This is a genomic window from Brevibacillus sp. MS2.2 (assembly GCF_013284345.1).
Lineage (GTDB): Bacteria > Bacillota > Bacilli > Brevibacillales > Brevibacillaceae > Brevibacillus > Brevibacillus brevis_C.
Genome location: NZ_JABSUZ010000012.1, coordinates 23,924 through 45,638 on the forward strand (window position 1 = coordinate 23,924; position 21,715 = coordinate 45,638).

At 50.0% G+C, this 21,715-nt stretch carries 18 protein-coding genes; 2 read left to right on the top strand and 16 right to left on the bottom strand.

What is annotated here, in order from left to right; genetic code table 11:
* Positions 1-15: 15 nt before the first annotated feature.
* From HP568_RS13255 to HP568_RS13285, 7 genes are read right to left on the bottom strand one after another with little or no spacing between them, the layout of a single operon-like run.
* Entirely contained in the window at positions 16-1,413 is a 1,398-nt protein-coding gene (locus HP568_RS13255) for a flippase (RefSeq protein ID WP_173629309.1), read from the bottom strand.
* A gap of 23 nt (positions 1,414-1,436) precedes the next feature.
* Positions 1,437-2,132 carry a CpsD/CapB family tyrosine-protein kinase gene (locus HP568_RS13260; RefSeq protein ID WP_048034070.1) on the bottom strand — a complete coding sequence of 232 codons (696 nt, stop codon included), beginning with the start codon at positions 2,130-2,132 and terminating at the stop codon, positions 1,437-1,439.
* The gene (locus tag HP568_RS13265) at positions 2,107-2,859 is read right to left on the bottom strand and encodes a YveK family protein (RefSeq protein WP_048034071.1); all 753 of its coding nucleotides are present in this window, start codon (positions 2,857-2,859) and stop codon (positions 2,107-2,109) included. Before HP568_RS13265 ends, HP568_RS13260 begins: the two co-directional genes overlap by 26 nt.
* Positions 2,852-3,940, bottom strand: coding sequence for an LCP family glycopolymer transferase (locus HP568_RS13270; RefSeq protein ID WP_173629310.1), 1,089 nt, complete (start codon positions 3,938-3,940; stop codon positions 2,852-2,854). Before HP568_RS13270 ends, HP568_RS13265 begins: the two co-directional genes overlap by 8 nt.
* The gene (locus HP568_RS13275; RefSeq protein ID WP_173629386.1) at positions 3,937-5,832 is read right to left on the bottom strand and encodes a polysaccharide biosynthesis protein; all 1,896 of its coding nucleotides are present in this window, start codon (positions 5,830-5,832) and stop codon (positions 3,937-3,939) included. The genes HP568_RS13270 and HP568_RS13275 overlap by 4 nt, the downstream gene beginning before the upstream one ends.
* Before the next feature lie 40 nt (positions 5,833-5,872).
* Positions 5,873-7,153, bottom strand: a complete 1,281-nt coding sequence (locus HP568_RS13280) for a nucleotide sugar dehydrogenase (protein ID WP_254551203.1) — start codon at positions 7,151-7,153, stop codon at positions 5,873-5,875.
* Positions 7,146-8,129, bottom strand: a complete 984-nt coding sequence (locus HP568_RS13285) for an NAD-dependent epimerase (RefSeq protein ID WP_048034075.1) — start codon at positions 8,127-8,129, stop codon at positions 7,146-7,148. The genes HP568_RS13280 and HP568_RS13285 overlap by 8 nt, the downstream gene beginning before the upstream one ends.
* A 192-nt stretch (positions 8,130-8,321) precedes the next feature.
* Here HP568_RS13285 and HP568_RS13290 point away from each other — a divergent pair, with 192 nt between their 5' ends.
* Positions 8,322-9,860, top strand: a complete 1,539-nt coding sequence (locus HP568_RS13290) for a glycosyl hydrolase family 28-related protein (RefSeq protein WP_048034076.1) — start codon at positions 8,322-8,324, stop codon at positions 9,858-9,860.
* A 56-nt stretch (positions 9,861-9,916) separates the two neighbouring features.
* Here HP568_RS13290 and HP568_RS13295 read toward each other — a convergent pair whose 3' ends face one another.
* Positions 9,917-10,312, bottom strand: coding sequence for a hypothetical protein (locus HP568_RS13295; RefSeq protein ID WP_048035913.1), 396 nt, complete (start codon positions 10,310-10,312; stop codon positions 9,917-9,919).
* A 112-nt stretch (positions 10,313-10,424) separates the two neighbouring features.
* Positions 10,425-13,388 (bottom strand): DNA translocase FtsK, encoded by a 2,964-nt coding sequence (locus HP568_RS13300; RefSeq protein ID WP_173629312.1) that lies wholly within the window; start codon positions 13,386-13,388, stop codon positions 10,425-10,427.
* Positions 13,389-13,557: 169 nt separating this feature from the next.
* Between HP568_RS13300 and HP568_RS13305 the strand changes: the two genes are divergently transcribed.
* The gene (locus HP568_RS13305) at positions 13,558-14,829 is read left to right on the top strand and encodes a hypothetical protein (RefSeq protein WP_048034077.1); all 1,272 of its coding nucleotides are present in this window, start codon (positions 13,558-13,560) and stop codon (positions 14,827-14,829) included.
* A gap of 63 nt (positions 14,830-14,892) precedes the next feature.
* Here the strand turns inward: HP568_RS13305 and cysC are convergent, their stop codons facing one another.
* The 7 genes from cysC to HP568_RS13340 are packed head-to-tail and all read right to left on the bottom strand — an operon-like array spanning position 14,893 to position 21,674.
* Positions 14,893-15,498, bottom strand: coding sequence for an adenylyl-sulfate kinase (cysC, locus tag HP568_RS13310; RefSeq protein ID WP_173629313.1), 606 nt, complete (start codon positions 15,496-15,498; stop codon positions 14,893-14,895).
* Between the two features lie 39 nt (positions 15,499-15,537).
* Entirely contained in the window at positions 15,538-16,677 is a 1,140-nt protein-coding gene (gene sat / locus HP568_RS13315) for a sulfate adenylyltransferase (protein ID WP_173629314.1), read from the bottom strand.
* A 43-nt stretch (positions 16,678-16,720) separates the two neighbouring features.
* Complete coding sequence (locus HP568_RS13320; RefSeq protein WP_254551205.1) at positions 16,721-17,437, bottom strand: phosphoadenylyl-sulfate reductase; 717 nt, start codon at positions 17,435-17,437, stop codon at positions 16,721-16,723.
* A 15-nt stretch (positions 17,438-17,452) separates the two neighbouring features.
* Positions 17,453-18,946 (bottom strand): uroporphyrinogen-III C-methyltransferase, encoded by a 1,494-nt coding sequence (gene cobA, locus HP568_RS13325; protein ID WP_173629315.1) that lies wholly within the window; start codon positions 18,944-18,946, stop codon positions 17,453-17,455.
* Positions 18,947-19,001: 55 nt separating this feature from the next.
* The gene (locus HP568_RS13330; protein WP_048034082.1) at positions 19,002-19,241 is read right to left on the bottom strand and encodes a DUF3906 family protein; all 240 of its coding nucleotides are present in this window, start codon (positions 19,239-19,241) and stop codon (positions 19,002-19,004) included.
* A gap of 38 nt (positions 19,242-19,279) precedes the next feature.
* The gene (locus HP568_RS13335) at positions 19,280-20,896 is read right to left on the bottom strand and encodes a nitrite/sulfite reductase (protein WP_173629316.1); all 1,617 of its coding nucleotides are present in this window, start codon (positions 20,894-20,896) and stop codon (positions 19,280-19,282) included.
* Positions 20,862-21,674 carry a sirohydrochlorin chelatase gene (locus HP568_RS13340; RefSeq protein ID WP_173629317.1) on the bottom strand — a complete coding sequence of 271 codons (813 nt, stop codon included), beginning with the start codon at positions 21,672-21,674 and terminating at the stop codon, positions 20,862-20,864. Before HP568_RS13340 ends, HP568_RS13335 begins: the two co-directional genes overlap by 35 nt.
* Positions 21,675-21,715: the final 41 nt, after the last annotated feature.

Here is a 21,715-nt window from a genome sequence, read left to right on the forward strand (position 1 = left end):
GGTAAGCCACCTTCTTCATGACCTCGTCTCCTGGAGCGAGACGGAATATTTTTCGGATAAAAACGGGATATACCACGTACGAAAGCCAAAATATTTGGATGCCCAATACGAAGCACAAAGATCTCGAAAGATCAGGCTGATTGAAGTAGCAATGGCGGCCCCAATAATTCCATACAGCGGAATGAGACAAGCGTTTCCGACTATGTTTAGTGCAGCTGAACAGACAAGAATATTGCGGGCCGTTTTTTGATGCCCGGTCATCGTCAATAAGGGGATAACACTGCCTGTGCAAAAATTGACAAACTGCCCCATGCACAGGATCACAAGGACGAGGCTCTCGCTCGCAAACTCTTCGCCAAAAAAAGTGAGCAATGGAACGGCACATATCGCCACTAGCAGATTGAGAGGAGCAGAGGTGAAGAAAATGAGCCGATTGGCAAACGCAATCATCTTTTTTAAGCCGTCCATATCATTACGTGCGTACAGCTCAGAGAACTTCGGAGAGAGGATCGTATTGATAGAAATCAGTGCAAAGCCCGTCACCATTGCCAGACGAATGACCACACTGTATACTCCGACTGTTTTTGCATCCGTAAAAATGCCCAGCATGATCATATCTGTCCACGTCATGATCAATTCCATCGACGCACTGAGATACATCGGGAGTGCGACTGCAATAATTTCCCTCAACCCAACACCAGGCTCTCCCGCAGTCGGCTGTACACTGTTACGGAAACCTCGGCTCGTCGCATACCACTGCCCCATCCCATAGACGGCATTCAAAATAACAGCAGCTGCGAGCAGTTGAATCAAGAGCATCGTACTGGGTTCAAAAAAAGGAATGGCGATGAAAAGAAACGCCAAGTGCAGAAAACGCATACCGACGATATCGACAGTGATCGAGATGACAACCCGATGAAGTGCCCGAAATGCAGATGCATACAGCCTTGCGAGTGACACAAACGGGAGCATCCAAGCGACGACTCGCAGTGCCTCTGCTGGCAGCTCCCCTGCAAACACGTAGGCAGACACCTGCTCTGAGAACACATGCAAAAGTACCCCAAGCACAATCGAAATCAGTGTCGCCCACAGCACTACTTTGTTGAATACTTCGGAAATCTGATAAAGCGAGCCTTTCGCGCGAAACTCCGAGAGAAAGCGGATGATGGCTGTATCTGTCCCCAAAACGGCCAGCACCATTCCAATGTTCATCAGGGTGATCGTCAGCGAATAGATGCCCAGGCTCTCGGCTCCATACTCTCTGGCAATGTAGAACTGCAAAAGATAGAGCAGTACGAAGCCAAGAAGCCGAAACAAAAACGTGAAGGCCGAGCCGCGAATCACTTCGTGAACATCGCGATCGTTATGCAGACGGTTCCATTGTCGTTGCCAAGCTAATTTGAGGGCATGCATGCTTACAAACGCCCCGCTTTCCGCTATGCGTTGTACCCATATCCGTAGTAGCCTTCTCTCTTCCCTACCTTTTTGTTGTTGAGAACAACACCGAGCAGATTGGCGCCTGCCGCTTTTAACTGCTCTACCGCCTTGACGGCAGAATCCCGCTTCGTCTTGCTTGCATCCACCACCATGACACAGCCGTCCATTTCCCTCGCCAGCACCATTGCATCGCTTACGATTAATGGCGGGCTGTCAACAATCACAAAGTCATAGTTCTGGCGCAGGTATGCCATCAATTCCAAGAGCCGTGGCGTCCCGAGCATTTCCGCTGGATTATGCGGGATTGGCCCTGCTGTAATGATCGACAGCTCTGATACGCCAGATGGTTGGATGATATCGGGAATCTGGCACATATCCGAAAAGTAAGAACTGATCCCGTACAGATTCGGCATATCAAAGGTGAAATGTACGCGCGGATTGCGCAAGTCAAAATCAAGCAGCACCGTTTTTTTGTGATCCTTTGCCATCATTAAGGACAGATTGGCAGCGGTGATCGTTTTTCCCTCAGAAGCCCCTGGACTGGTGACTAAAATCGTTTGCATCAGCTTGTCGCCCATGGAAAACTGAATGTTTAAGCGAAGGGTACGGTAGCCTTCTACCAGCGGTGACAGTGGCTCCCAATGGGCGATCAGCTTTTGGTAACGATCATCAGGCTTCTGCCTTCTCATACTCATTCCTCACTTCCTCCACCTTGGGCTGGCGAAATGCCTTCCGCGTTTTTTTGTCAATCACCGCAATGGTTGCCAGTACAGGTAAGCCTAAATACTCCTCCACTTCTTTTTCCGATTGAAGTCGGGTATCCATCTGTACAAGCAAGAAGACGACGACCATAGACGTTGCCAACCCGAGGACAAAGGCGATCACCGAATTGAGGATCGGTTTTGGGCTTACTGGAATGGCCGCCGGATTGTTTCGGGCTTCCGCCAAAATATGCACGTTGTTCATGCTAAGCATTTTGACGACTTCTCCCTGAAAGGTCGTCGCGATTGTATTGGCAATGAGCACAGCTCTGCCCTGATCCGGGTCTTCTACCGTAATGGAAATGACCTGCGAGTCCTTGACTGGCTCCACCTTCGTCTGAAGCAGCAGATCCTCCATCGTAGCGCCGGCCCCGATCACTTCGAGCACGCGTTCCATTACCCGCGGACTTTCAATAATCACGCGATAGGTCTCAATTAATTTCAGATTGGAATCAATTTCCGCGACAGATAGCATGCTCTCTACGGTTGAATCCAGCGAGCGATTCACTAATATTTCCGTCTTAGCCTGATAAATCGGTGTCAGTAAATAGAAGCTCACGAGCGCTGTTCCGATGGTGCACAAAGAGGTAATCAAAAGGATCAGCTTCCATCGCTTCAACAACATCAGGAGTATTTCACGAAAATTAAGCTCCTCATTCATCCTGCTTCCCCCTTTGCCCCGCTATGCTGTCACTTCCTTCTTTCGGCAGTTGTACGGGAGGTTCGATTTGTTTTTGAAAAGTTGAAAGACTCTCAGTCAACCTCTCACGCTCTTGCGGGCTGACGATATAGTAGTAGATTCCATTGATCATTTGACCCTTTCCTTCCAAACGAATCGTCTCGACGGAGGTAACTGCCGTGCTGTAGCTTAGGGCAAGCTGCTTCATCACATCAAAGGTCATGTTCGTTTTCACGTATTTCCCCATCGTCGTAAGCACATCATTCAATCGAGTAGGCGATGCAAGGGTTACACCTTTATCCAGCAATGCCTTGATGATTTCTTGCTGTCTTTCGTTGCGACCGAGGTCGCCTCTCGGATCTTCGTAGCGCATGCGAGCGTAGACCAAGGCTTGCTTCCCGTCTAACTGGATGGGACCGACCGGAAAGGTGTAATCGGCATAAGTAAAGGCTAGCTTGTTGTTGACCTCCACTCCACCCAGTGCATCGATCACACCTGCAAATCCTTCCATATTCGCAGTCACCACGTAATCAATGGGAAATTGAAGAAACTGTTCCACGGTGTCTACTGCCTGCTGCACGCCGCCGAATGCATAGGCGTGATTGATCTTATCTTGGGTACCTTTGTGAGCCATAGCGGTTCGCGTATCACGTGGTATGCTGATGAGCAACGCCGATTTCGTTTTCGGGTTGACGGAGAGTACGAGGATCACATCAGAGCGCCCCTTGTCATTCTCTCGTTCATCAACGCCAAGAAGCAGCAGGGTGATTGGTTCTTTGGGCAAGATAGCGGAGTTCTCCACTTCAGCCGCAGGTGGTGTAGTTGCTACTGGGGAATTCACGGTCGGCGATTGCCTCACTGATGCTGGTTCAGTTGCTACAGGTACCTCGACAGATTTCTGTGTGCGGATAGGGAGGTACATTTTGCTTGCCGTTTCTTTTAACGACAGATAGACGTACACACCATAACCACTCAAACTGATGAGACAAATCAACCCTCCCCATACAAACAGCCGCTTCCACTTTATCGTGGCGATCTTTTCCTTCCATTGGCTGACGCTCATCCGATCGCCACTTGATAAGGGACTGACGTAGACTCTTCCTTCACGTAAGAAGTGGAATGATAGCCTGGAACGATCCCTTGCAAAATCTCGATGATGGATTGTTTGTCCTCCAGCGTCGCTCCCTTGTCTGCAATTTGCTCCAATCGGGCGATCCCTGCCAAGAGTTCATTCCAGGAAAAATCGAGCGGCTTCCCAATGAAGATCCGATTATGGCAAGTAGACGACAAGCCTTCTTCCGCCGTTAAAATTTCTTCGTACAACTTCTCCCCCGAACGAATTCCCGTGAATACAACCGGAATATCCTTCCCCGGCTCCAAGCCTGCCAAGCGAATCAGGTCGAGGGCCATATCGACAATTTTGACCGGTTTCCCCATATCGAGGATGAATATCTCCCCTCCCTGAGCGAGTGCTCCCGCCTGGATGACGAGCTGGGCCGCCTCAGGAATGGTCATAAAGAATCTCTCCATATCTGGATGTGTAATGGTAATCGGTCCACCTGCCCGGATTTGATTGAGAAAAACGGGAACGACACTCCCCCTGCTCCCCAGGACATTTCCAAAACGAACAGCCGCAAACCGGGTAAGTCCGAAATGGTTATAGCCCTGGATCAGAAGCTCAGCGATCCTTTTCGTAGCACCCATCACACTGGTTGGATTCACTGCCTTGTCCGTCGAGATCAGAATGAAATGAGAGACGCTAGTTTCCAGCGCGCATTCCGCAACGTTTTTCGTACCCAGAATGTTATTCTTCAAAGCCTCACACGGGTTGTTCTCCATTAACGGTACATGCTTGTGAGCTGCCGCATGAAAAACAACGGCGGGACGATACTCATGCATTATCGATGCAATTCTTTTTCTGTCACGTATATCCGCAATCAGGCTGACCGTCTCCTGCTCAGGACACAAACGCGAGAGCTCCAGGCTCATTTCAAAAATGCCGTTCTCTTCGTTCCCCAAGAGAAGAAGTTTCCTTGGGCCAAATCTAGCTATTTGTCTGCAAAGCTCGGACCCAATCGAGCCGCCCGCTCCTGTCACAAGTACAACTTGCTGCCGCAAGTACCCCGTAATCTCTTCCAGATTTAGCTGAACAGGCTCCCTCCCCAATAAATCCTCCAACGCTACATCCCGAATCATGTTCATCGTGATTTTTCCACTAATGATGTCTGCTACATGCGGCAAAATTTTGACGCTCGCTCTCGTCGTTTTGCAAATGTCGAAAATCTCCTTAATCGTCTGCCGGGAAGCCGATGGCATGGCAATTACGATGTCTGATATGGAAAGTCGTTGCACGACGCGGGCGATGTCAGCCCGATTCCCCACAACGGGCAGGCCGTACACACGCAGATTTTGTTTGCTGGACTCATCATCGATAAAGGCAACGGGACGCAGCTCCGATAAAGGTGAAGTTTTCATCTCTCTGGCTACGAGCACACCTGCGCTACCTGCCCCGATAATTAATGTGCGCCTGCGATCCTGCGTTCTTTTCTCCCGCTCTTCATACCACCACTTCCATACAAACCGAGAGCCTGTGATCCCGAGCAAAACAAAGGCTAGCGTCATGAGAAAGAGTGAGGTGGGAAATCGGATGGACCAACTAAGCAGGTACGTCATTTTCAGTACCAGGTAGAGAGCCAAAATGGAAATACTCGTGGCTGAAATAATCGAGACCAGTTCGCGAACACTGACATAGCGGTAAACAGGTCGATAAAGTTGAGCAAAGTGCATGCCTGTCACGACGAACAGTACGTGGCCCATCATCAAATACATAGGTTGATATTCACTTATCTCTGTGAAAGAAAAATCAAATCGAACCAGGCAGGCCAACCAGACAGCCAAGCTGATAATTCCTGCGTCCGATAAGCTTAACCAGAATCTTCTCTTCCGGTAGCTCATATTCATCCGCTCCAGGTGATCGTTATTCAAAGAATGGTCATCATAAACGCCACAGACTAATTTCTGCCGGGCATGTTTCGCGGTTTAGCACGCTTTTCACGTCTGCGATGACACCTTGCCCCTGATACAAGAGCCCTGCAAGCTCCTCCCATCCCAGGTACAGATATCGCTCATGAGGGACGGCCAATACGATTCCGTGGGCAGGCTGCAGGTCTTCCCACTCTCGCAATTGAATCCCGTATTCCTCTCTCGTTCGCTCTGGACAAGCCAATTCATCTGTCACTTGGACCTCTACCCCGAACTCCTTCAGTTCCTGAATAATGTCGATGACCCGACTATTGCGAATGTCCGACACGTTTTCTTTAAAGGTGATGCCCATGATCGTAATTCGCGAGCCTTGAATCGCAATATTTTGCCAGATCATTTGCTTCACGAGTGAGGTCGCGACGAACTTGCCCATACCGTCATTGATCCGTCGTCCAGCCAGTATGACCTGCGGATGATAACCAACACTCTCCGCCTTGTATGTCAAATAGTACGGATCGACGCCAATGCAATGACCACCGACGAGTCCTGGAGAGAACGGAAGGAAGTTCCATTTTGTTCGAGCGGCCTCGAGCACATCTGCCGTAGAAATGCCCAAGCGGTCAAAAATAATCGAAAGCTCATTAATCAAGGCGATATTGATGTCGCGTTGCGTGTTCTCAATCACCTTGGCTGCCTCTGCCACCTGAATCGAGGGAGCTTTGTGAATACCTGCCTCTACTATCAACCCGTACATCTCGGCAATCGTTTCACATGTCTGGCGATCCTGCCCTGAAACGACCTTGACGATCTGGGACAATCTCCGTTCCCGATCCCCCGGATTAATTCGTTCAGGTGAGTAGCCGACGAAAAAATCAGTCCCCGCCAGCTTTCCAGACGCTTGTTCCAATACAGGAATACAAATTTCTTCTGTTGCCCCTGGATAAACGGTCGATTCATAGACGACGATGGTCCCTGAAGCGAGATGTTGCCCAACGCTTTCAGATGCGAGAATGAGTGCCCGCATATCGGGCCGTTTCGCAGAATCGACAGGAGTGGGTACCGTGATGATGATAAAATCGCACGCTGCGAGACTTGCGGGGTCATCTGTATACGTGATGTTGGCTCGCTTTAGCTCATCCGTCGACATCTCTCCCGTTTCATCCATTCCGCCCTCCAGACTGCGTATGCGACTTTCGTCTATGTCAAAACCAACTACTGGAAGCACTTGCCCAAAAGCAATCGCGACAGGCAGTCCTACATACCCAAGACCTACTACTCCCACTTTATTACGCATGAGCGACACCATAATAGCTGACGTACCAGTCTACAAAGCGAGCTATCCCCACATCGACTGGTGTTTTCGGCCGAAAGCCTGTCGCCTCAAACAGAGCTTCCACTGACGCATAGGTAGCAGGAACATCCCCCGGCTGGATGGGCAAATAGTCGCGAATAGCCTTTTTACCCAGCTTCTCTTCCAGAATCGAGAGAAACGTAAGTAAATCGATCGGCTGGTGATTCCCGATGTTGAACACCTCATGCGGCGCCTTGTCCCCCTCCCTTTGGGGAATTCGATTCATCAGTCGCAGCATCCCTTCGACGATATCGTCCACATACGTAAAGTCCCTTGTCATGTTGCCGTAGTTGAAAATGCGGACAGGCTCTCCCGACAAAATCGCCTTGGTAAACGTATAGAGCGCCATATCGGGTCGGCCCCAAGGCCCATATACCGTAAAGAAGCGAAGTCCCGTTGCAGGCAAGCCGTATAAATGACTATAGGTATAGGCCATCAGTTCATTGGCTTTTTTCGTTGCTGCGTACAAGCTGACCGGCTCATCTACGGGATCGTACTCCGCAAATGGTAGCTTGGTATTCCCTCCGTAGACGGAGCTTGAGGATGCGTAGAGCAAATGCTTGACTCTCGACCGTCGGCACCCTTCCAAAATGTGTAGAAACCCGGTGATATTGGAAGTCGTATAGGCATGAGGATTTTCCAGACTGTACCTGACACCCGCTTGAGCGGCCAAGTGAATGACAATCTCCGGCTTCATTTCTCGGAACAACTCGTCCATTTTGCTCTGATCTGCAATATCCGCTTTGATAAAACGAAAGGTTGGATACGCTTGGAGGATTTCCAGTCGTTTGCTCTTCAAGACCGGGTCGTAATACTCATTGCAATTATCTACCCCCCACACCGTCTGTCCTTGTTCCAAAAGCCGTCGTGTAACATGAAAACCGATAAAACCAGCTGATCCTGTCACCAAAATCGACATACTATCCACCTCTTTGCTTATTCATACGGAGGTTCTAGGACAAATATGCCAGTGGTTGCCCAAAGTTTATGGAACACATTTTTGCGTAGTCCATGCCCTTTTTACTAAATGGTTGTCAACATTTGAGAAATGGTTGAATGAAATGAAAAGAAGACAATCTTGTCTACCCATTTCTTGGAGGAGAATGCTTTTATGTGGATTGATGTAAAAACGTACGGAGCAAAGGGGGATGGAGTGACCGACGATACCCAAGCAATCCAGGCTGGCTTGACTGCTGCTCTGAACCTGCAAATTCCATTATTTTTCCCTGCTGGCACCTATGTCATTGAACCAAACAACCTGGAGGTCATCCTAGGGGCAGGAAAAAGCCTAGTGATGCAGGGAATCGGTCCTTTTTCCGTGTTAAAAAGGAAAGCCAATTCAACAGCAGCAGATTGGCGCTGGCTGTTCTCGATTACGTCCACGGGTGGTGATGCGGATTCCTTTGTAGTCAACAACCTAAAGATTGATTCCAATGCCCGGGCAAACCCGCTGCCTCCCGATCCTTACGATTACGAGCATAGCGCCGACTTCTACATTCGTGGTGCCGGTCCTAGCAGCTATATCAATTACGTAGCGTTACGACAAGTATGGTGTACGGATGGAGTCGCCGACCACTTTTACTTTGCCGGGGAAACGAACTGCTATGTCCGCACTGTGCAAGTTACCGATTTTTACAGCGATAACCGCAAGAGAACACGCTCAGATATTACAGTCACAGGTGGCCTGGAACGTCTAAATGCAGCGAATGTAGCGTGTGATCGTTTTGAGGTCGAGCTCAATAAAGGGTACGATGGAGCCACACCCATGCTCGTAAACCTGAGCAATATCTCTTGCCGTCAACAGCTCGACTTGGAGGGAGATCTGTCCTCCCCGATGGTCGTGCAAGGTAGTCAGCTCGTTTCGCTCGCCAGCTTCAGTCTCACTGGCATGACAGGCTGTATCAGCTCCTCGGTTTTCTATACGGCACCTGATCAGAAAAATCGGGTGAACTTTATGAAAAACATGACCTTCAGCAACTGTCGCTGGGTATTGCATACGACCGCACAAGGAGGTACAAAGACGGTTGGTACCGGTCTGACCGTGGATTACTCGGATGTAGGTCTTGTATTTGATGGCTGTAGCTTCGAGGCCAATGATACGGCGACTTCCATCGGCGGCTACGCCTTGAGCTTGGAGCCATGGGATGTGCTCGCCGAGAGACAAGTTACCGTGAGAAACTGTTCGTTTGACCCTCGGCTGATCCAAAACATTTCGTTGAACCGCTGCGGAAATGTCTCCCTCATAAACAACCGTTATTCCGGTTCTGATCACGCGATCATGCTCTACGGCACCGGAACGTACCCATTGGTAGTCACCGTGGATGGAGGCGACTTCAGCCAGGTTACTGGAAAAATGTTTTATCACAAGTCTTCGGATAAAATAACCCTCTCCATGAAAAACCTCCCTGTCCCTGTTTCCCTCACTAGCGGCTACAAATCCGAAAACTCTTCCTTTATCCCAACTGTTTCGATCAACGAACGTGTGGTGTATGTCGCAGCAGCTCCCAGTGCCTCCGTCAAATACGGCGGTCTCAAAGGCGATACACTACGCTTGATCACTCCTGTAAACAATCAACCATGCGAATGGATTGCGACTACGACAAATAAGACTGCCTGCACCTGGCTAGCGACCAAAACGGCCAAAAGCTAAGGGGAATGAAAAACATCCATCTTGCCCCTCGTTGTGGGATAGATGGATGTTTGTTATTAGGCAATACGCTCCAAATCCGGATTGTACCGTTTCACATAGGTATAAATTTCTTCCCCAAGCAATTGTGTTCTCACAAGCTCATCTGCCTGTTCACTCAAATGCTGGGTGAGTTGATTGGTTCCATTTTCGATGCGTCTTTTGGCAGCCTCAGGCAGTGTCAATACATGCGGTACGAGCAATTGCAGGTACCAAACGCCCTTTTCTTCCTCGGAGACATCGATCTCCAGTTCCATATCCGAACTGTCGAAATCGTACAGCTGGTTAAAGAGCGCTTCCCTTTTTTCCAGCGTCATTGCGGTAATGTCGATTTTTTCCACGCTCAAATAATACTCTTCATTGAACAAGACAATTTTGTCGTCAATCTCCTGATACTTTTTCGCCAGCGGATTCATCGTCATCGTTCCTTTCCCTCTCACATCTATTCCTATAGCATACTACCTTACTGAATATTTAGGCAACTCGTCTGTGTAGAAAGGGCCTTGCTCTATGCAAGACCCTCGTTTTTTACAGGAGTGTCGACCCCTCCACTACGGCTTGTGCGTCCTCCTTGGAAATAAGGACGGCGCGAGCCTTACCGCCGCTTTGTCCTGCGACGTACCCATCTGCCTCCATCATTTCGATGAGACGGGCAGCACGGTTATATCCAACGCGGAAACGGCGTTGCAATCCAGATGCAGAAGCTTGTCCCTGATCAGCCACGAACACGAGCGCTTCCAGATACAACGGATCATCTCCGCTGTCAAACGATGCAACCTGCTGCTCCAAATCTTCTTTGCTGAAAATGTAGGCAGGCTTTCTTTGCTTTTTAATCATGTGCGTAATTCGCTCAATCTCGTCATCCGAAACGAAGTTCCCTTGCAGACGAACCGGAGTCGTGCCGCTCTCAAGGAATAGCATGTCCCCTCTACCCAACAGTCGTTCTGCCCCAGACTGATCGAGAATCGTACGCGAGTCAACTTGGGAGAACACGGCAAAAGCAAGACGAGTCGGTACGTTTGCCTTGATGTTTCCAGTAATGACATCCACGGATGGGCGCTGTGTCGCCAGAAGCAAATGAATACCACAAGCACGTGCCTTCTGAGCGATCCGGATAATGCAATCCTCCACATCCTGCGGCGAGACCATCATCAGGTCAGCCAACTCATCAATGATGATCACGATATAAGGTAGCTGATCATCTGTTGTCTGATTGTAACGGTCGATATCACGAACACCCGCATCTACGAATAGCGCATAGCGCTTCTCCATTTCTTCCACAGCCCACTTGAGAGAAGCTGTTGCCTGCTTGGCCTCCGTCACGACAGGCGTAACCAGATGCGGCAGATGATTGTAAGGGGCGAGCTCTACCATTTTCGGATCGATCAAGAGCAATCGCACCTGCTCAGGAGTCGCCTTGTAAAGCAGACTGACGATGATAGAGTTGATGCAGACACTTTTACCCGAGCCTGTCGATCCGGCAATCAAACCGTGCGGCATCTTTTTAATATCCGCAATAATCGGCTCTCCGCCAATGTCCATACCAAGTGCGACCGCCAACGGGGATGAATGCTCCTGAAACTTGTCTGAGCTGATAATCTTTTCGATTAATACAGGCTGGCTGGACATATTCGGGACTTCGATTCCGATGGCATTGCGTCCTGGAATCGGTGCCTCGATGCGGATGTCTTTTGCAGCCAAATTCAGCTTGATATCGTCAATCAATCCCGTAATCTTGTTCACTTTTACCCCGGGAGCCGGTTGCAGCTCAAAGCGTGTCACGGATGGGCCTTTGACAATCCCTACTACCTGAGCGCTGACATTGAAGTTCGCAAGCGTCTCTTCCAATAACAGCTTTTGAATTTGGGTATGCTCATCGTCGTCATCGCTGACCGGCGGGCTCGGATTCAGCAGTCCCAAATCCGGCAAGGCGTATGGCGGCTGTGCAGACTCTGCTCCTTGGTCAGCTTCAGTGGACGGGGCTTTTACCTGAACAGCAGGCTGCCTAGTTATCGATGCCTGAGACATGTTCACGGACTGTGCAGCGGATGAAGCAGAGACAGGGACATGTACGGTTTCTGGTACGGTTTCTGGTACGGTTTCTGGTACGGTTTCTGCAACAGATTCTACAACTGGTTCTACAATCGGTTCCACAACTGGTTGAGCAATGGATTCATGCTCAGTTGGTTCTGATTGCTCTGTTTGCTCTGGCGTCTCTTCGTAACCCGCTCCTGCTGAACTGAGCTCTTGTGGTGAATCAACTTCTGCTCTCTCTAGCAAACGGCTAATTGCAGATGCATAGGCAGGCTCTTCGACGCCATCGCCCTCTAGCTCCGTTTCGACTGCTTGATTCTCCTCCCCAACAGAAGGAGACTGTATGTTATCGCCATCATTCTCGCTCTCCACCTGCACAACCGCACTGCTTGTAGTGATCAATCTATGCTCGGCTTCCTCATGGGCTAGCCGCTCTTCCATCGGTAGAATGTCGTCTGCCGATTCTGGTTGCCCAATAGACTCCGATCCCTCTTCTCCGGCATTCACGCTCGCCAATGGTTCTGCAAGTTCTATCTCTTCAGTTTGTGCCTGTTCTTCCTCATGCTCTTCTGCTACAATCTCTTCGACTTTTGCCTCAAAAGCACCAGAATCAGAATCTTGCAGATCCGTAGCTTGCGATTCAATATCCATCATTTTTTCTTCTATTTCTTCTACTACCGTCTCATCCATTTGTACGGAAGCAGCTACCTCTTGTTCGGAATCTAGTGCTTCTGCGACAGCAGAATCCGAAGCAGTCTCTTGCTCCTCTGGAAAATACCGCTCGCTCATTTCTTGTTCCCACTGCTTCACTTGCTGCAAATGTTCTTCTTGCTCCAGACGCGGATAAATGATTCCCGCAGTCGTATGAATCCGATGCTCTGCCTCGCGCGTCGCCGGAGTTATCTTCCCATAAACCGGGGAAACAATTTCAGACGGCTGGTAAACACGCTTTTCTTCTGGAGAAAAAACGGGCCTCGTTACTTTTTCCGCTTCTTTTTGCTGCGGCATACGGTTTGGACGCTGCGGTATCTCGATGTTGTTTTTGACAAGTTCAGGTTTCTTTTTCTCGAAAACAGGCTCTGTCTTTGTTTCCAGCACGCGTTCATTTGCTGGCCGCACCGTTTCACGCTTGGATTCGAATCGCTCACGAGGTGCCTGCTGGCGACTGCGTTCATTCGATTCGGCAGGAGTTACGCTTTGATTACGCTTCTTCTCCAAATAGTCATCCGGGACAACTGGAAAACGAAATTGACGGTCTCTTCTTTGACGCACATTGTCTTCTATATCTCGATTGTTTACCCGTTCTTTTGGGTATATACTTTTTGTTTTCGCCTGAGGCTGACGGGGAGCGGGATTACCTATTGGGTTACTGGTACCTGCTGGACGTCCTTCTTCCTCTATTTCTTCTTCTCTTTCTCCCTGAAAAAAGTTCATCAGCTTTTGAAGCCACGACCACATGTTGCAACGCCCTTTCTTCACTAACCATCTTTTCCCCTTCATCTTACCACGAAAAGGGGGCAGAATTAGCTTGATTGTGATTTTTTTCCGTTTTTGCGAAACCTTTTCTCTATTTGCGCGTAGAACAAAGGGGGAATAAAAAATAATATACATAGGGGAGGAACACATCATGTGGAAAAAAGGTAGCGCCCTTCTGGTAGCAGGTACAGTACTGCTGACCGGTTGTGCAGGCGAGGCATCCCTGGTGCGTGATTCTATCGTAGCGACAATTGACAAGCCAAACTATGATTTTGAAGGCTCCTTGAAGCTGACAGGCGACGTTGAGAAATTGCCTGAAGCTTTCGGAGAACCGGCCGACAAAGAAGGACAGGCGTTGTTGTCCGCTTTGAAAGCAGGCGTAACAGTAAAAGGCTCCCAGCTGGATCTGGACACTGTGAAGTTTGAAGTAGAAGTAAAAGACGACAAGCTCCTGCGCGACAACAAGCTCTGGACAGGTGACAAAAAAGCATCTGTTGAAACGATCGTTGACGAAGACAAAGTCTACGTGAAGTCTCCACTGGACAGCAAATACCTGGTAATCGATTCGAACGCATCCAATCCTTTCATGGCTGGGGTTGACTCCGATGCTGCTAACGCTGCAAAGCTGAAAGACTACCAAGACAAAATGAACGACCTTACTTTCAACTTTGTTAAAAAGTATGTAAGTAAATACGGCTATACATTGGCAGACGCGAAAAACCATGGCAAACAATCCGTTACATTGCCGAACGGCGAAAAAGTAGAAGCGACTCACGTAACTGTAAAAATCGACGCAAAAGAATTGGTAAAAATGTTCTTCTTCACAGCTAACGATGCAGTAGCTAGCAAAGAAGTAAAAGATTTTGCGATCGATATGATGGTACTGACCACTTCCATGACAGAAGATCTGTACCCAGAACTGGGCAAGAAAACTACAGAAGCTGAGAAGCGCGCAAATGCAGAAGCAATGATCAACGAAAGCATGGCTGAAGCGAAAAAATGGCTGGATGAAACAGGTAAAACATACACACCTGAAAAAATCGTAGAAGAAATGAAAAAAGAAGGCTTCCACAAGCTCGCTTGGAACCTCGACTTCTACATCGACAGCAACAAAATGCCTGTGAAACAAACAAGCGATCTGAGCGTAACTTTCCAAGCTCCTGAAATGAAGCAAGCTGTAACAATTGGTCTGGCTGCTGATCAATATGCATACAACTTCGGAAAAGCAACCAAGTTCAATGCACCAGCAAAAGATGCTGGTCTGACAGTAGAACAGCTGGTGAAAGATGAAAAAGCAATCAACAGCTTTAGCGACAAAGGCTTTGTTCGTCCAATCGCTGAGAGCATGGTTGATCAACAAAAATGGATGGAAGAATTGACTGAGGATTTGGAAGTTGAAGAAGCAACGACCACTACGAAGTAATATTTTTCCTCACGAAAAAAGCACGGCGCCACTCGCGTCGTGCTTTTTTACCTACCCATAAAACTAGAGAATCTGGTGCTCCTCCAGGTATGTAAGGACAATCTGGACAGATTCTTCAATCGTCTGCTCGTCGCTCTCAATGACCAGTTCCGCTTGAAGAGGCTCTTCATACGGCGCCGAAATCCCCGTAAACTGACCAATCTCTCCGCTTCTCGCTTTTTGGTACAATCCCTTCACATCCCGGCGCTCACACTCATCCAATGAACATTTTACATATACCTCGATGAATTCTCCCGCTTCTACGAGATTACGCGCAAGCTCCCGGTCCTCCCGATAAGGAGAGATAAATGCCGTCAAGGTAATCACACCTGCATCTACGAATAGCTTCGCGACCTCGCCAATTCGGCGAATATTTTCTTGTCTGTCCTCAGCCCCAAACCCCAATCCGCGGTTTAAGCCGTGACGTATATTGTCACCATCCAGTACGTAACTGGCTAGCCCTCTTTGATGCAGTTCGTGTTCGACTGCATTGGCCAACGTCGATTTGCCAGCACCTGACAGCCCCGTAAACCATAAGACACAGCTTTTGTGGCCTGCACGCTTCTGACGGTCTTCTTTGGTTACCGTCGTCGGATGCCATACGATATTCGCGGTGCCCTCTCTACTCATCGTCTCTCTCCTCTCTTATAACCGCATTCTTCTAGCCGATTATACGGACACCGGTCGCAGCCCTTCGATCAGTACCTTCGCGACCTCAGGACGGCTAAATTGAGGTGGCGGAGCCTCCCCGCGCGCCAGCATTTCCCTCACCTTTGTCCCGGACAGCGCGACATGGTGCTCACTATCATGCGGGCACGTTTTGGTAGAAGCCATGTTTTCGCAGCTCTTGCAATAAAAGCTGTTCTCAAAAAATAACGGCGTAATCCCTAGCTCCTCTGGCTGGAACTGGCGGAAAATATGCTGGGCATCGTAAGTCCCGTAGTAGTTGCCAACACCTGCGTGGTCCCGGCCTACAATAAAATGAGTGCAGCCGTAATTCTTCCTTACCAATGCGTGAAAAATCGCTTCCCTCGGTCCTGCATAACGCATGGCAGCCGGGAACACAGCCAACTCTACCCGGGTAGCCGGATAATATTTTTCCAGCAATACCTGATAACTGTTCATCCGCACATCAGCAGGGACGTCATCTGCCTTCGTTTCGCCCACGAGAGGATTCAAAAAGAGACCATCGACGATTTCGAGAGCTGACTTCTGGATGTATTCATGTGCGCGGTGGACTGGGTTGCGTGTCTGAAAGCCGACAATCGTTTTCCAGCCCTTCTCGGCAAATCGTTCTCTCGTTTGTGCCGGATCGAAGTGATAGCTAGCAAAGCGACCTTTTTCGGTGCGCTTTACCAACGTAATTGGGCCAGCCAAATAAACGGCGGGACGCTCCAGCAGCTTTTTCACCCCGGGATGATTCGTATCGTCAGTGCCATAAACGAGCCGAGCTTCCCGCTCCTTGTCAGGTGAATAAATATCGGAGATCGCAAGAATGCCATAAACCGTACCTTGATGGCTCAACCGTACCTTGTCTCCGATCTGTAAGGCTCCTGCGACTGTGGTCGAGACCGGAAGCGTGATCGGAATGCTCCAAACGGTACCATCTGCCAGTCGCATCTGCTCTACGACAGAAATATAATCCGCCCGATTCAAAAACCCCTCAAGCGGACTGTAGCCCCCAATCCCGATTAATTCCAGATCTGCGAGTGCAAATGCATCTATCTCTACCTCATGCGTAGTCACCGACAGGTCTGCCTGTGGATCAAATCGGTTTACCAGCTCTCCCCCGTGAGGTTTCCCACTCATATTAAAAGCCCCTCCTATCCTTGGTTTGTTCTTCTCTTTTTCGTTACCTTGCGAGATGCAGGCCACATTCCGTTTTCCCCGCTTGTGCCCAGCGCCCTGCTCTCGAATCTTCGCCCTCTTTTACAGGACGAGTACAAGGAGCGCAGCCGATGCTCGGATAGCTCTGGTCGTGAAGGAGGTTGTACGGCAATTCAAATGTCCGAATGTACTGCCATACTTCCTCCGACTTCCAATGAATGAGCGGGCAAATTTTTAGCGACTGGAATTTTTCATCGCGATTAACAAACTCGACATCCGCTCTCGTGGCCGACTGCTCTCTGCGTAGTCCTGACATCCAGGCAACCGCTCCGGTCAGCACACTTTCCATCGGCTGCACTTTGCGGATATGGCAGCACATATCCGGCTGCCTGCTCCACAATTCATCGCCATGGAGGTCTGCCTGCTGTGCCAGCGTGATGTCCGGCTGCTTGACCGTTATCCGCAGCGCGGGATACCTCGCTCTCACCTGTTCAATCAAGCTATACGTCTCGGAAAAGTGGAGATTTGTATCCAAAAAAGTGACCTTGGCATCCTTTTTCACATCGCTGATCATATCGAGCAGCACCATGGCCTCGGCCCCAAAGCTACACGAATAAATCAAATCATCTGAAAACGTTTTATAGGCCCATTTGATTACATCTATGGTGTCGCCCTTTGCGAGACTATTATTGATGGAAGCAAGTTGTTCCTTTGTAGCTGACGCATAATTCAGCTGGCTCATGTGCCCCCTCCTTGATCATTCAGCGTACGATCCTTTCTGCGAAGCAGTCGTCGACAAGACAAGTGTCTGCCCATGCTTGGCATGCTCGCGCCACGCCATGAGCTCATTTGTATGGCTGCTTACGGATTGCCAGCCCATTTCTCTCGCCGCATCTGCTGCTTCCTTTCCGACACATACGATCCGTGTCGTTGACCAGGCATCGCCAGCGAATTGCGCCAGCGCAAAGAGCGTATGGGCGTCATCCGTCGCTAGCCAGTCAAATGACAATTCTGCCTTTTTCGAATCGAGGTGCCTCTGCTCCCATTCGAGCATACCCGCTTGGATCACTTGAATCACCTTGCCGTGGTCCAACGTGATTCTTTGCGGCTTTCTTGCCCCTGCGTACAGCACCTTCTCTTCCTTTTCCAAGGCAAGCAGCTCGGGGAATGCCAGCAGAGGTGTGTTTTCATCCAGCACCAAGTCCGGATATATCCCCCGTTTCTCAAAAGCCTCAAAAGCCCGTTGTCCACAAACAGCCAGCTTGCTCGTCAAGCGCCGTACATCATAACGCTGTTGTCGCAAGGCAGAAGTAAAAAAGGATACTTGCTGCTCATTCTCGAAGACGAGCCAACGATAAGTAGCAAGTTCTGCCAATGGTGTGTCAAACGTGCAGCGTTCGATCAAAGGAATCGGCATGACTTCGGCTCCCAACTGCTCCAAGGCAATCACGAGCTCGCTATTTCCTTCCTCGCTTGCTCTTCTTGCAACAGCTACTCGTTGACCGAACAAAGGGCGCGATTCGTACCAGTTCAGCGATTCCCGCAGACGTACGACCTCACCCACGATAATGATAGCGGGTGCGGCAAAACGAGCCTGCTCGACTTCCTTATCTATCGTCCCAAGCTTGCCGATCAACTCACGCACCGTCCCCCAGCGTACGAGAGCAACGGGCGTATGGGCGTCTTTTCCATGTGCAAGAAGGCGCTCCCTGATGCGAGACAGATTTTTCACACCCATGTAGATGACCAATGTTTCCATCGAGGCGAGGGCTGCCCAGTCCGGCTCCTTTCCCGCATTTTTTTCACACAAGTGACCAGTGACAAAAGCGACGGAAGAATTGTAGTCACGATGCGTCAGCGGAATACCCGCATAGAGCGGAGCGGCCATCCCGGAAGTAATCCCTGGGACGATCTCAAACGGAATAGAATGGTCGCGGCACATCTGCGCTTCCTCTCCTACCCGCCCGAACATGCTCGGGTCCCCGCCTTTCAGTCGAACGACGTATTTCCCCTTTTGAGCTTCCCGGATGAGCAGGAGGTTGATCTCTTCTTGCGGCAATGTATGATGATCGGCCTCTTTCCCGCAATAGATGAGGGTGGCTCCCTTTTTTGCGTACGAGAGAAGCTGCGGGCTTGCCAGGCGATCGTACACAATCACATCCGCAAGACGAAGTGACTCCATGCCGCGAATCGTCAGTAGCTTGGGGTCACCAGGCCCTGCTCCGACAAAGACGACTCTGCCTGTGTTCATTCCAAATTCGTCCTCCTTGCTGCTTTGTTCCTTCACAGGAAGAGTCTTGGCCGTTTTAAGTAAATGTAGAGGTTTCCACTACGTACCCGACTCCTTGGCGTCCGAGCGGCTTCTTTTCCACCAGGCTCAGCTCCTTGATACGAGGTGGCGTTATCGTATGTCGCAAGAGATTGTTCTCGGCAGAAGAGAAGGCTCGCTCATCCGTTTTTGCGATCACCACAACTGTCAGTAACCGCCCTTCCTCTAGCACAGCTTCCAGCTTGTAAAGGTAGCTCTCTGCTTGTTCCTCTCCCATGACATGTCCCCCCTGACCAGGCTATACCCGCACGAGCATTACGCTGGTTGCAGAATGGCGTCAACCTGTGCTTGGATATGGGAAAGTCCTACCCGCTCCACGTAGCGCCAGTATGGTTCGCCTTCCTGACGATCCGCCTTGTACAATGTGACCAATTGGGCAAGGAACGGACCGAGTCTATCCACAGTAATCCGCGCGTTGAGCTTGCGGTTGAATTGCGGCTCCTCCAGTGTCCCGCCAACGTAGATGTCAAACGCCTCTACCATCCCGTTCGATGTCTTGACCAATGCGCCTTGCAGGCCGATATCCGCAATTTGACGCTGACCACAAGAATTCGGACAACCAATCATATGAATGCGCAGCGGTGTTTCGAGAACGACTGTATCATCCAAATATTGAGCTAGTGAACGCATCCGCTCCTTGGTCTCCACGATAGCCAGATTGCAATATTCCGTACCTGTGCATGATACGGCATACCCGACAAACGTATTGGGCTGCCATTTGAAGCGGTTCACAATCATCGGCTCATCGCGGAAAGCTGCGACCTTCGCTTCGGGAATGTTGCGAATCAGGACATTTTGCGTGTTACAGGTACCAAGCGTCCCATCGCCATATTCGTCTGCCAGACGTGCAAGTTCATTTAGCTCCCCTGCATTCATCCGCCCGACGGGAACAGACAAGCCTGCGTAGTATAGTCCTGTTTGGCGCTGCTCGTGAATGCCGTAAAAATATCCACCATTCCAGCCCGAGGTTAAATCGATACCAACCGGCTCAAGCTCGCCCACCAGCTCCAGTAATTGCTCCGTGAACTTTTCCGGTCCCCAGTCAGCGACCAAGAACTTAAGACGTGCATGCGTACGTTTTTGACGGTAGCCGAAATCGCGGAACAAAGTCGTAACTCCTGCCGCTACTTTGACGACCTCTTCTGGTCGCACGAACACATCCAGTTGCTTCGCCAAGTATGGCTTCGCTGACAAGCCTCCACCTACCCATACATGAAAGCCGATTACTTCCTCGCCAGCCATGACTTTTTTGGCCGGAGTGAAAGCCAGATCGTTAATTTGCGCATGCGCGGCGTTATGGATATTGGCAGAAACTGATATTTTGTACTTGCGTGGCAGATTGGAGAAGTCACGATTGAGCAAGAAGAATTTTTCTAACTCCGCTACGATGGGACGTGTATCCAGCACTTCATGCGGATCAATACCTGCCAGTGGGTTCCCCATGATTTGCCGCGGACAGTCTCCACATGCTTCAAAAGAGGATAGCCCCGCTGATGCGAGCCGATCAAAAATGTCAGCGAGCGATTCTACCGTAAGCCAGTGAAATTGCACGGCCTGACGTGTGGTCACATCCACCAGATCACGTCCATAAATTTCCGCGATTTTGGCGAGCACCCGAGCTTGTTCACTGCTCAAAATGCCTCCAGGTATGCGAACGCGCATCATGAAGTGGCCGTCCTTTGGTCGCTGCTGATAAACGCCTGCCCACTTAAATCGATCCATATCAGAAGATTCAATCGATGCGAAGCCTTCTTTGGAATAGGTGTTTACGATCGTTTCGATGACATCCAGTCCGTCTTTTTCCAGCTTCGTAAACTCCATTTTGTTGAGGGATGGATCAGCAGCCCACTTCCACTGCTTTCTCTCTGCCATGCTCGTACATGCTCCTTTGTGTGAAGATGTCAGTTACCAATGCCATTCGAATCGATTGGCTCATCCAGTCTGCAATCAATGGGTGGGGCAAGTACGCGCTGCCTTCATAGCGATAAGCCAACCCCGCAAGCCGTTTTGGGATTGCTTGTCGCGTGAAGTAGCCCTGGCTGACGAACAGAGGAAGCACGAGGACATCCCCTTTTTGTGCCAGTGAACAAGCTTGATCGTACAGGGTATCGGGCCTCAGTGTCGCATATCCGGCAGCGGCAAATTGGTAGCGGTTTTGCAAGCGGAATGTCAGGCGCAAGAGCAGCTTTTCCCAGCGCTCATGGCATCCAGGCAAGTCACTGCCGTGCCCGACGAGCAACAAAGCCTCCTGACTAGGCAAGCGTGATAGACCTGCGATTCGCTCTGCTACGATCTGCTCGACGTTTCCGTGATCCTCCAATGGCGGACACCAGAGAATTCTTGCCTGAACCGGAACGCGAATCAGGTCAGTCTCTCCTGTCGGCCATGGGTCTAGTCCAAGCATCGCACGGATTTCCCCTACATGATTACTTCCTGCTGTAGCGAATAGCGGAACGACGACAATCGTTGTCGCTCCTGATGCTTCCAGACATTTCACCTCGTCGCTGATGCTTCGTCCTTCCACTCCTCCCAAGTAAGCTACCCGAATTGGCAAATCAGTGCGGCACTGCCAAACGGCTGATTCCACCAACGCCAACCAGTCAGGATCGGGTGAACCGTGAGCAATTACCAAAACCGCTGTTTTCGCCATCGGATAATCCCCTTATCCAAATTTATTTTGTAATTCATATA

Excerpts from the sequence above, each read along its gene's own strand:
- HP568_RS13255 (WP_173629309.1), bottom strand. The coding sequence starts at position 1,413 with ATGCATGCCCTCAAATTAGCTTGGCAACGACAATGGAACCGTCTGCAT.
- HP568_RS13260 (WP_048034070.1), bottom strand. The coding sequence starts at position 2,132 with ATGAGTATGAGAAGGCAGAAGCCTGATGATCGTTACCAAAAGCTGATC.
- HP568_RS13265 (WP_048034071.1), bottom strand. The coding sequence starts at position 2,859 with ATGAATGAGGAGCTTAATTTTCGTGAAATACTCCTGATGTTGTTGAAG.
- HP568_RS13270 (WP_173629310.1), bottom strand. The coding sequence starts at position 3,940 with ATGAGCGTCAGCCAATGGAAGGAAAAGATCGCCACGATAAAGTGGAAG.
- HP568_RS13275 (WP_173629386.1), bottom strand. The coding sequence starts at position 5,832 with ATGAGCTACCGGAAGAGAAGATTCTGGTTAAGCTTATCGGACGCAGGA.
- HP568_RS13280 (WP_254551203.1), bottom strand. The coding sequence starts at position 7,153 with ATGCGTAATAAAGTGGGAGTAGTAGGTCTTGGGTATGTAGGACTGCCT.
- HP568_RS13285 (WP_048034075.1), bottom strand. The coding sequence starts at position 8,129 with ATGTCGATTTTGGTGACAGGATCAGCTGGTTTTATCGGTTTTCATGTT.
- HP568_RS13290 (WP_048034076.1), top strand. The coding sequence starts at position 8,322 with ATGTGGATTGATGTAAAAACGTACGGAGCAAAGGGGGATGGAGTGACC.
- HP568_RS13295 (WP_048035913.1), bottom strand. The coding sequence starts at position 10,312 with ATGAATCCGCTGGCGAAAAAGTATCAGGAGATTGACGACAAAATTGTC.
- HP568_RS13300 (WP_173629312.1), bottom strand. The coding sequence starts at position 13,388 with ATGTGGTCGTGGCTTCAAAAGCTGATGAACTTTTTTCAGGGAGAAAGA.
- HP568_RS13305 (WP_048034077.1), top strand. The coding sequence starts at position 13,558 with ATGTGGAAAAAAGGTAGCGCCCTTCTGGTAGCAGGTACAGTACTGCTG.
- cysC (WP_173629313.1), bottom strand. The coding sequence starts at position 15,498 with ATGAGTAGAGAGGGCACCGCGAATATCGTATGGCATCCGACGACGGTA.
- sat (WP_173629314.1), bottom strand. The coding sequence starts at position 16,677 with ATGAGTGGGAAACCTCACGGGGGAGAGCTGGTAAACCGATTTGATCCA.
- HP568_RS13320 (WP_254551205.1), bottom strand. The coding sequence starts at position 17,437 with ATGAGCCAGCTGAATTATGCGTCAGCTACAAAGGAACAACTTGCTTCC.
- cobA (WP_173629315.1), bottom strand. The coding sequence starts at position 18,946 with ATGAACACAGGCAGAGTCGTCTTTGTCGGAGCAGGGCCTGGTGACCCC.
- HP568_RS13330 (WP_048034082.1), bottom strand. The coding sequence starts at position 19,241 with ATGGGAGAGGAACAAGCAGAGAGCTACCTTTACAAGCTGGAAGCTGTG.
- HP568_RS13335 (WP_173629316.1), bottom strand. The coding sequence starts at position 20,896 with ATGGCAGAGAGAAAGCAGTGGAAGTGGGCTGCTGATCCATCCCTCAAC.
- HP568_RS13340 (WP_173629317.1), bottom strand. The coding sequence starts at position 21,674 with ATGGCGAAAACAGCGGTTTTGGTAATTGCTCACGGTTCACCCGATCCT.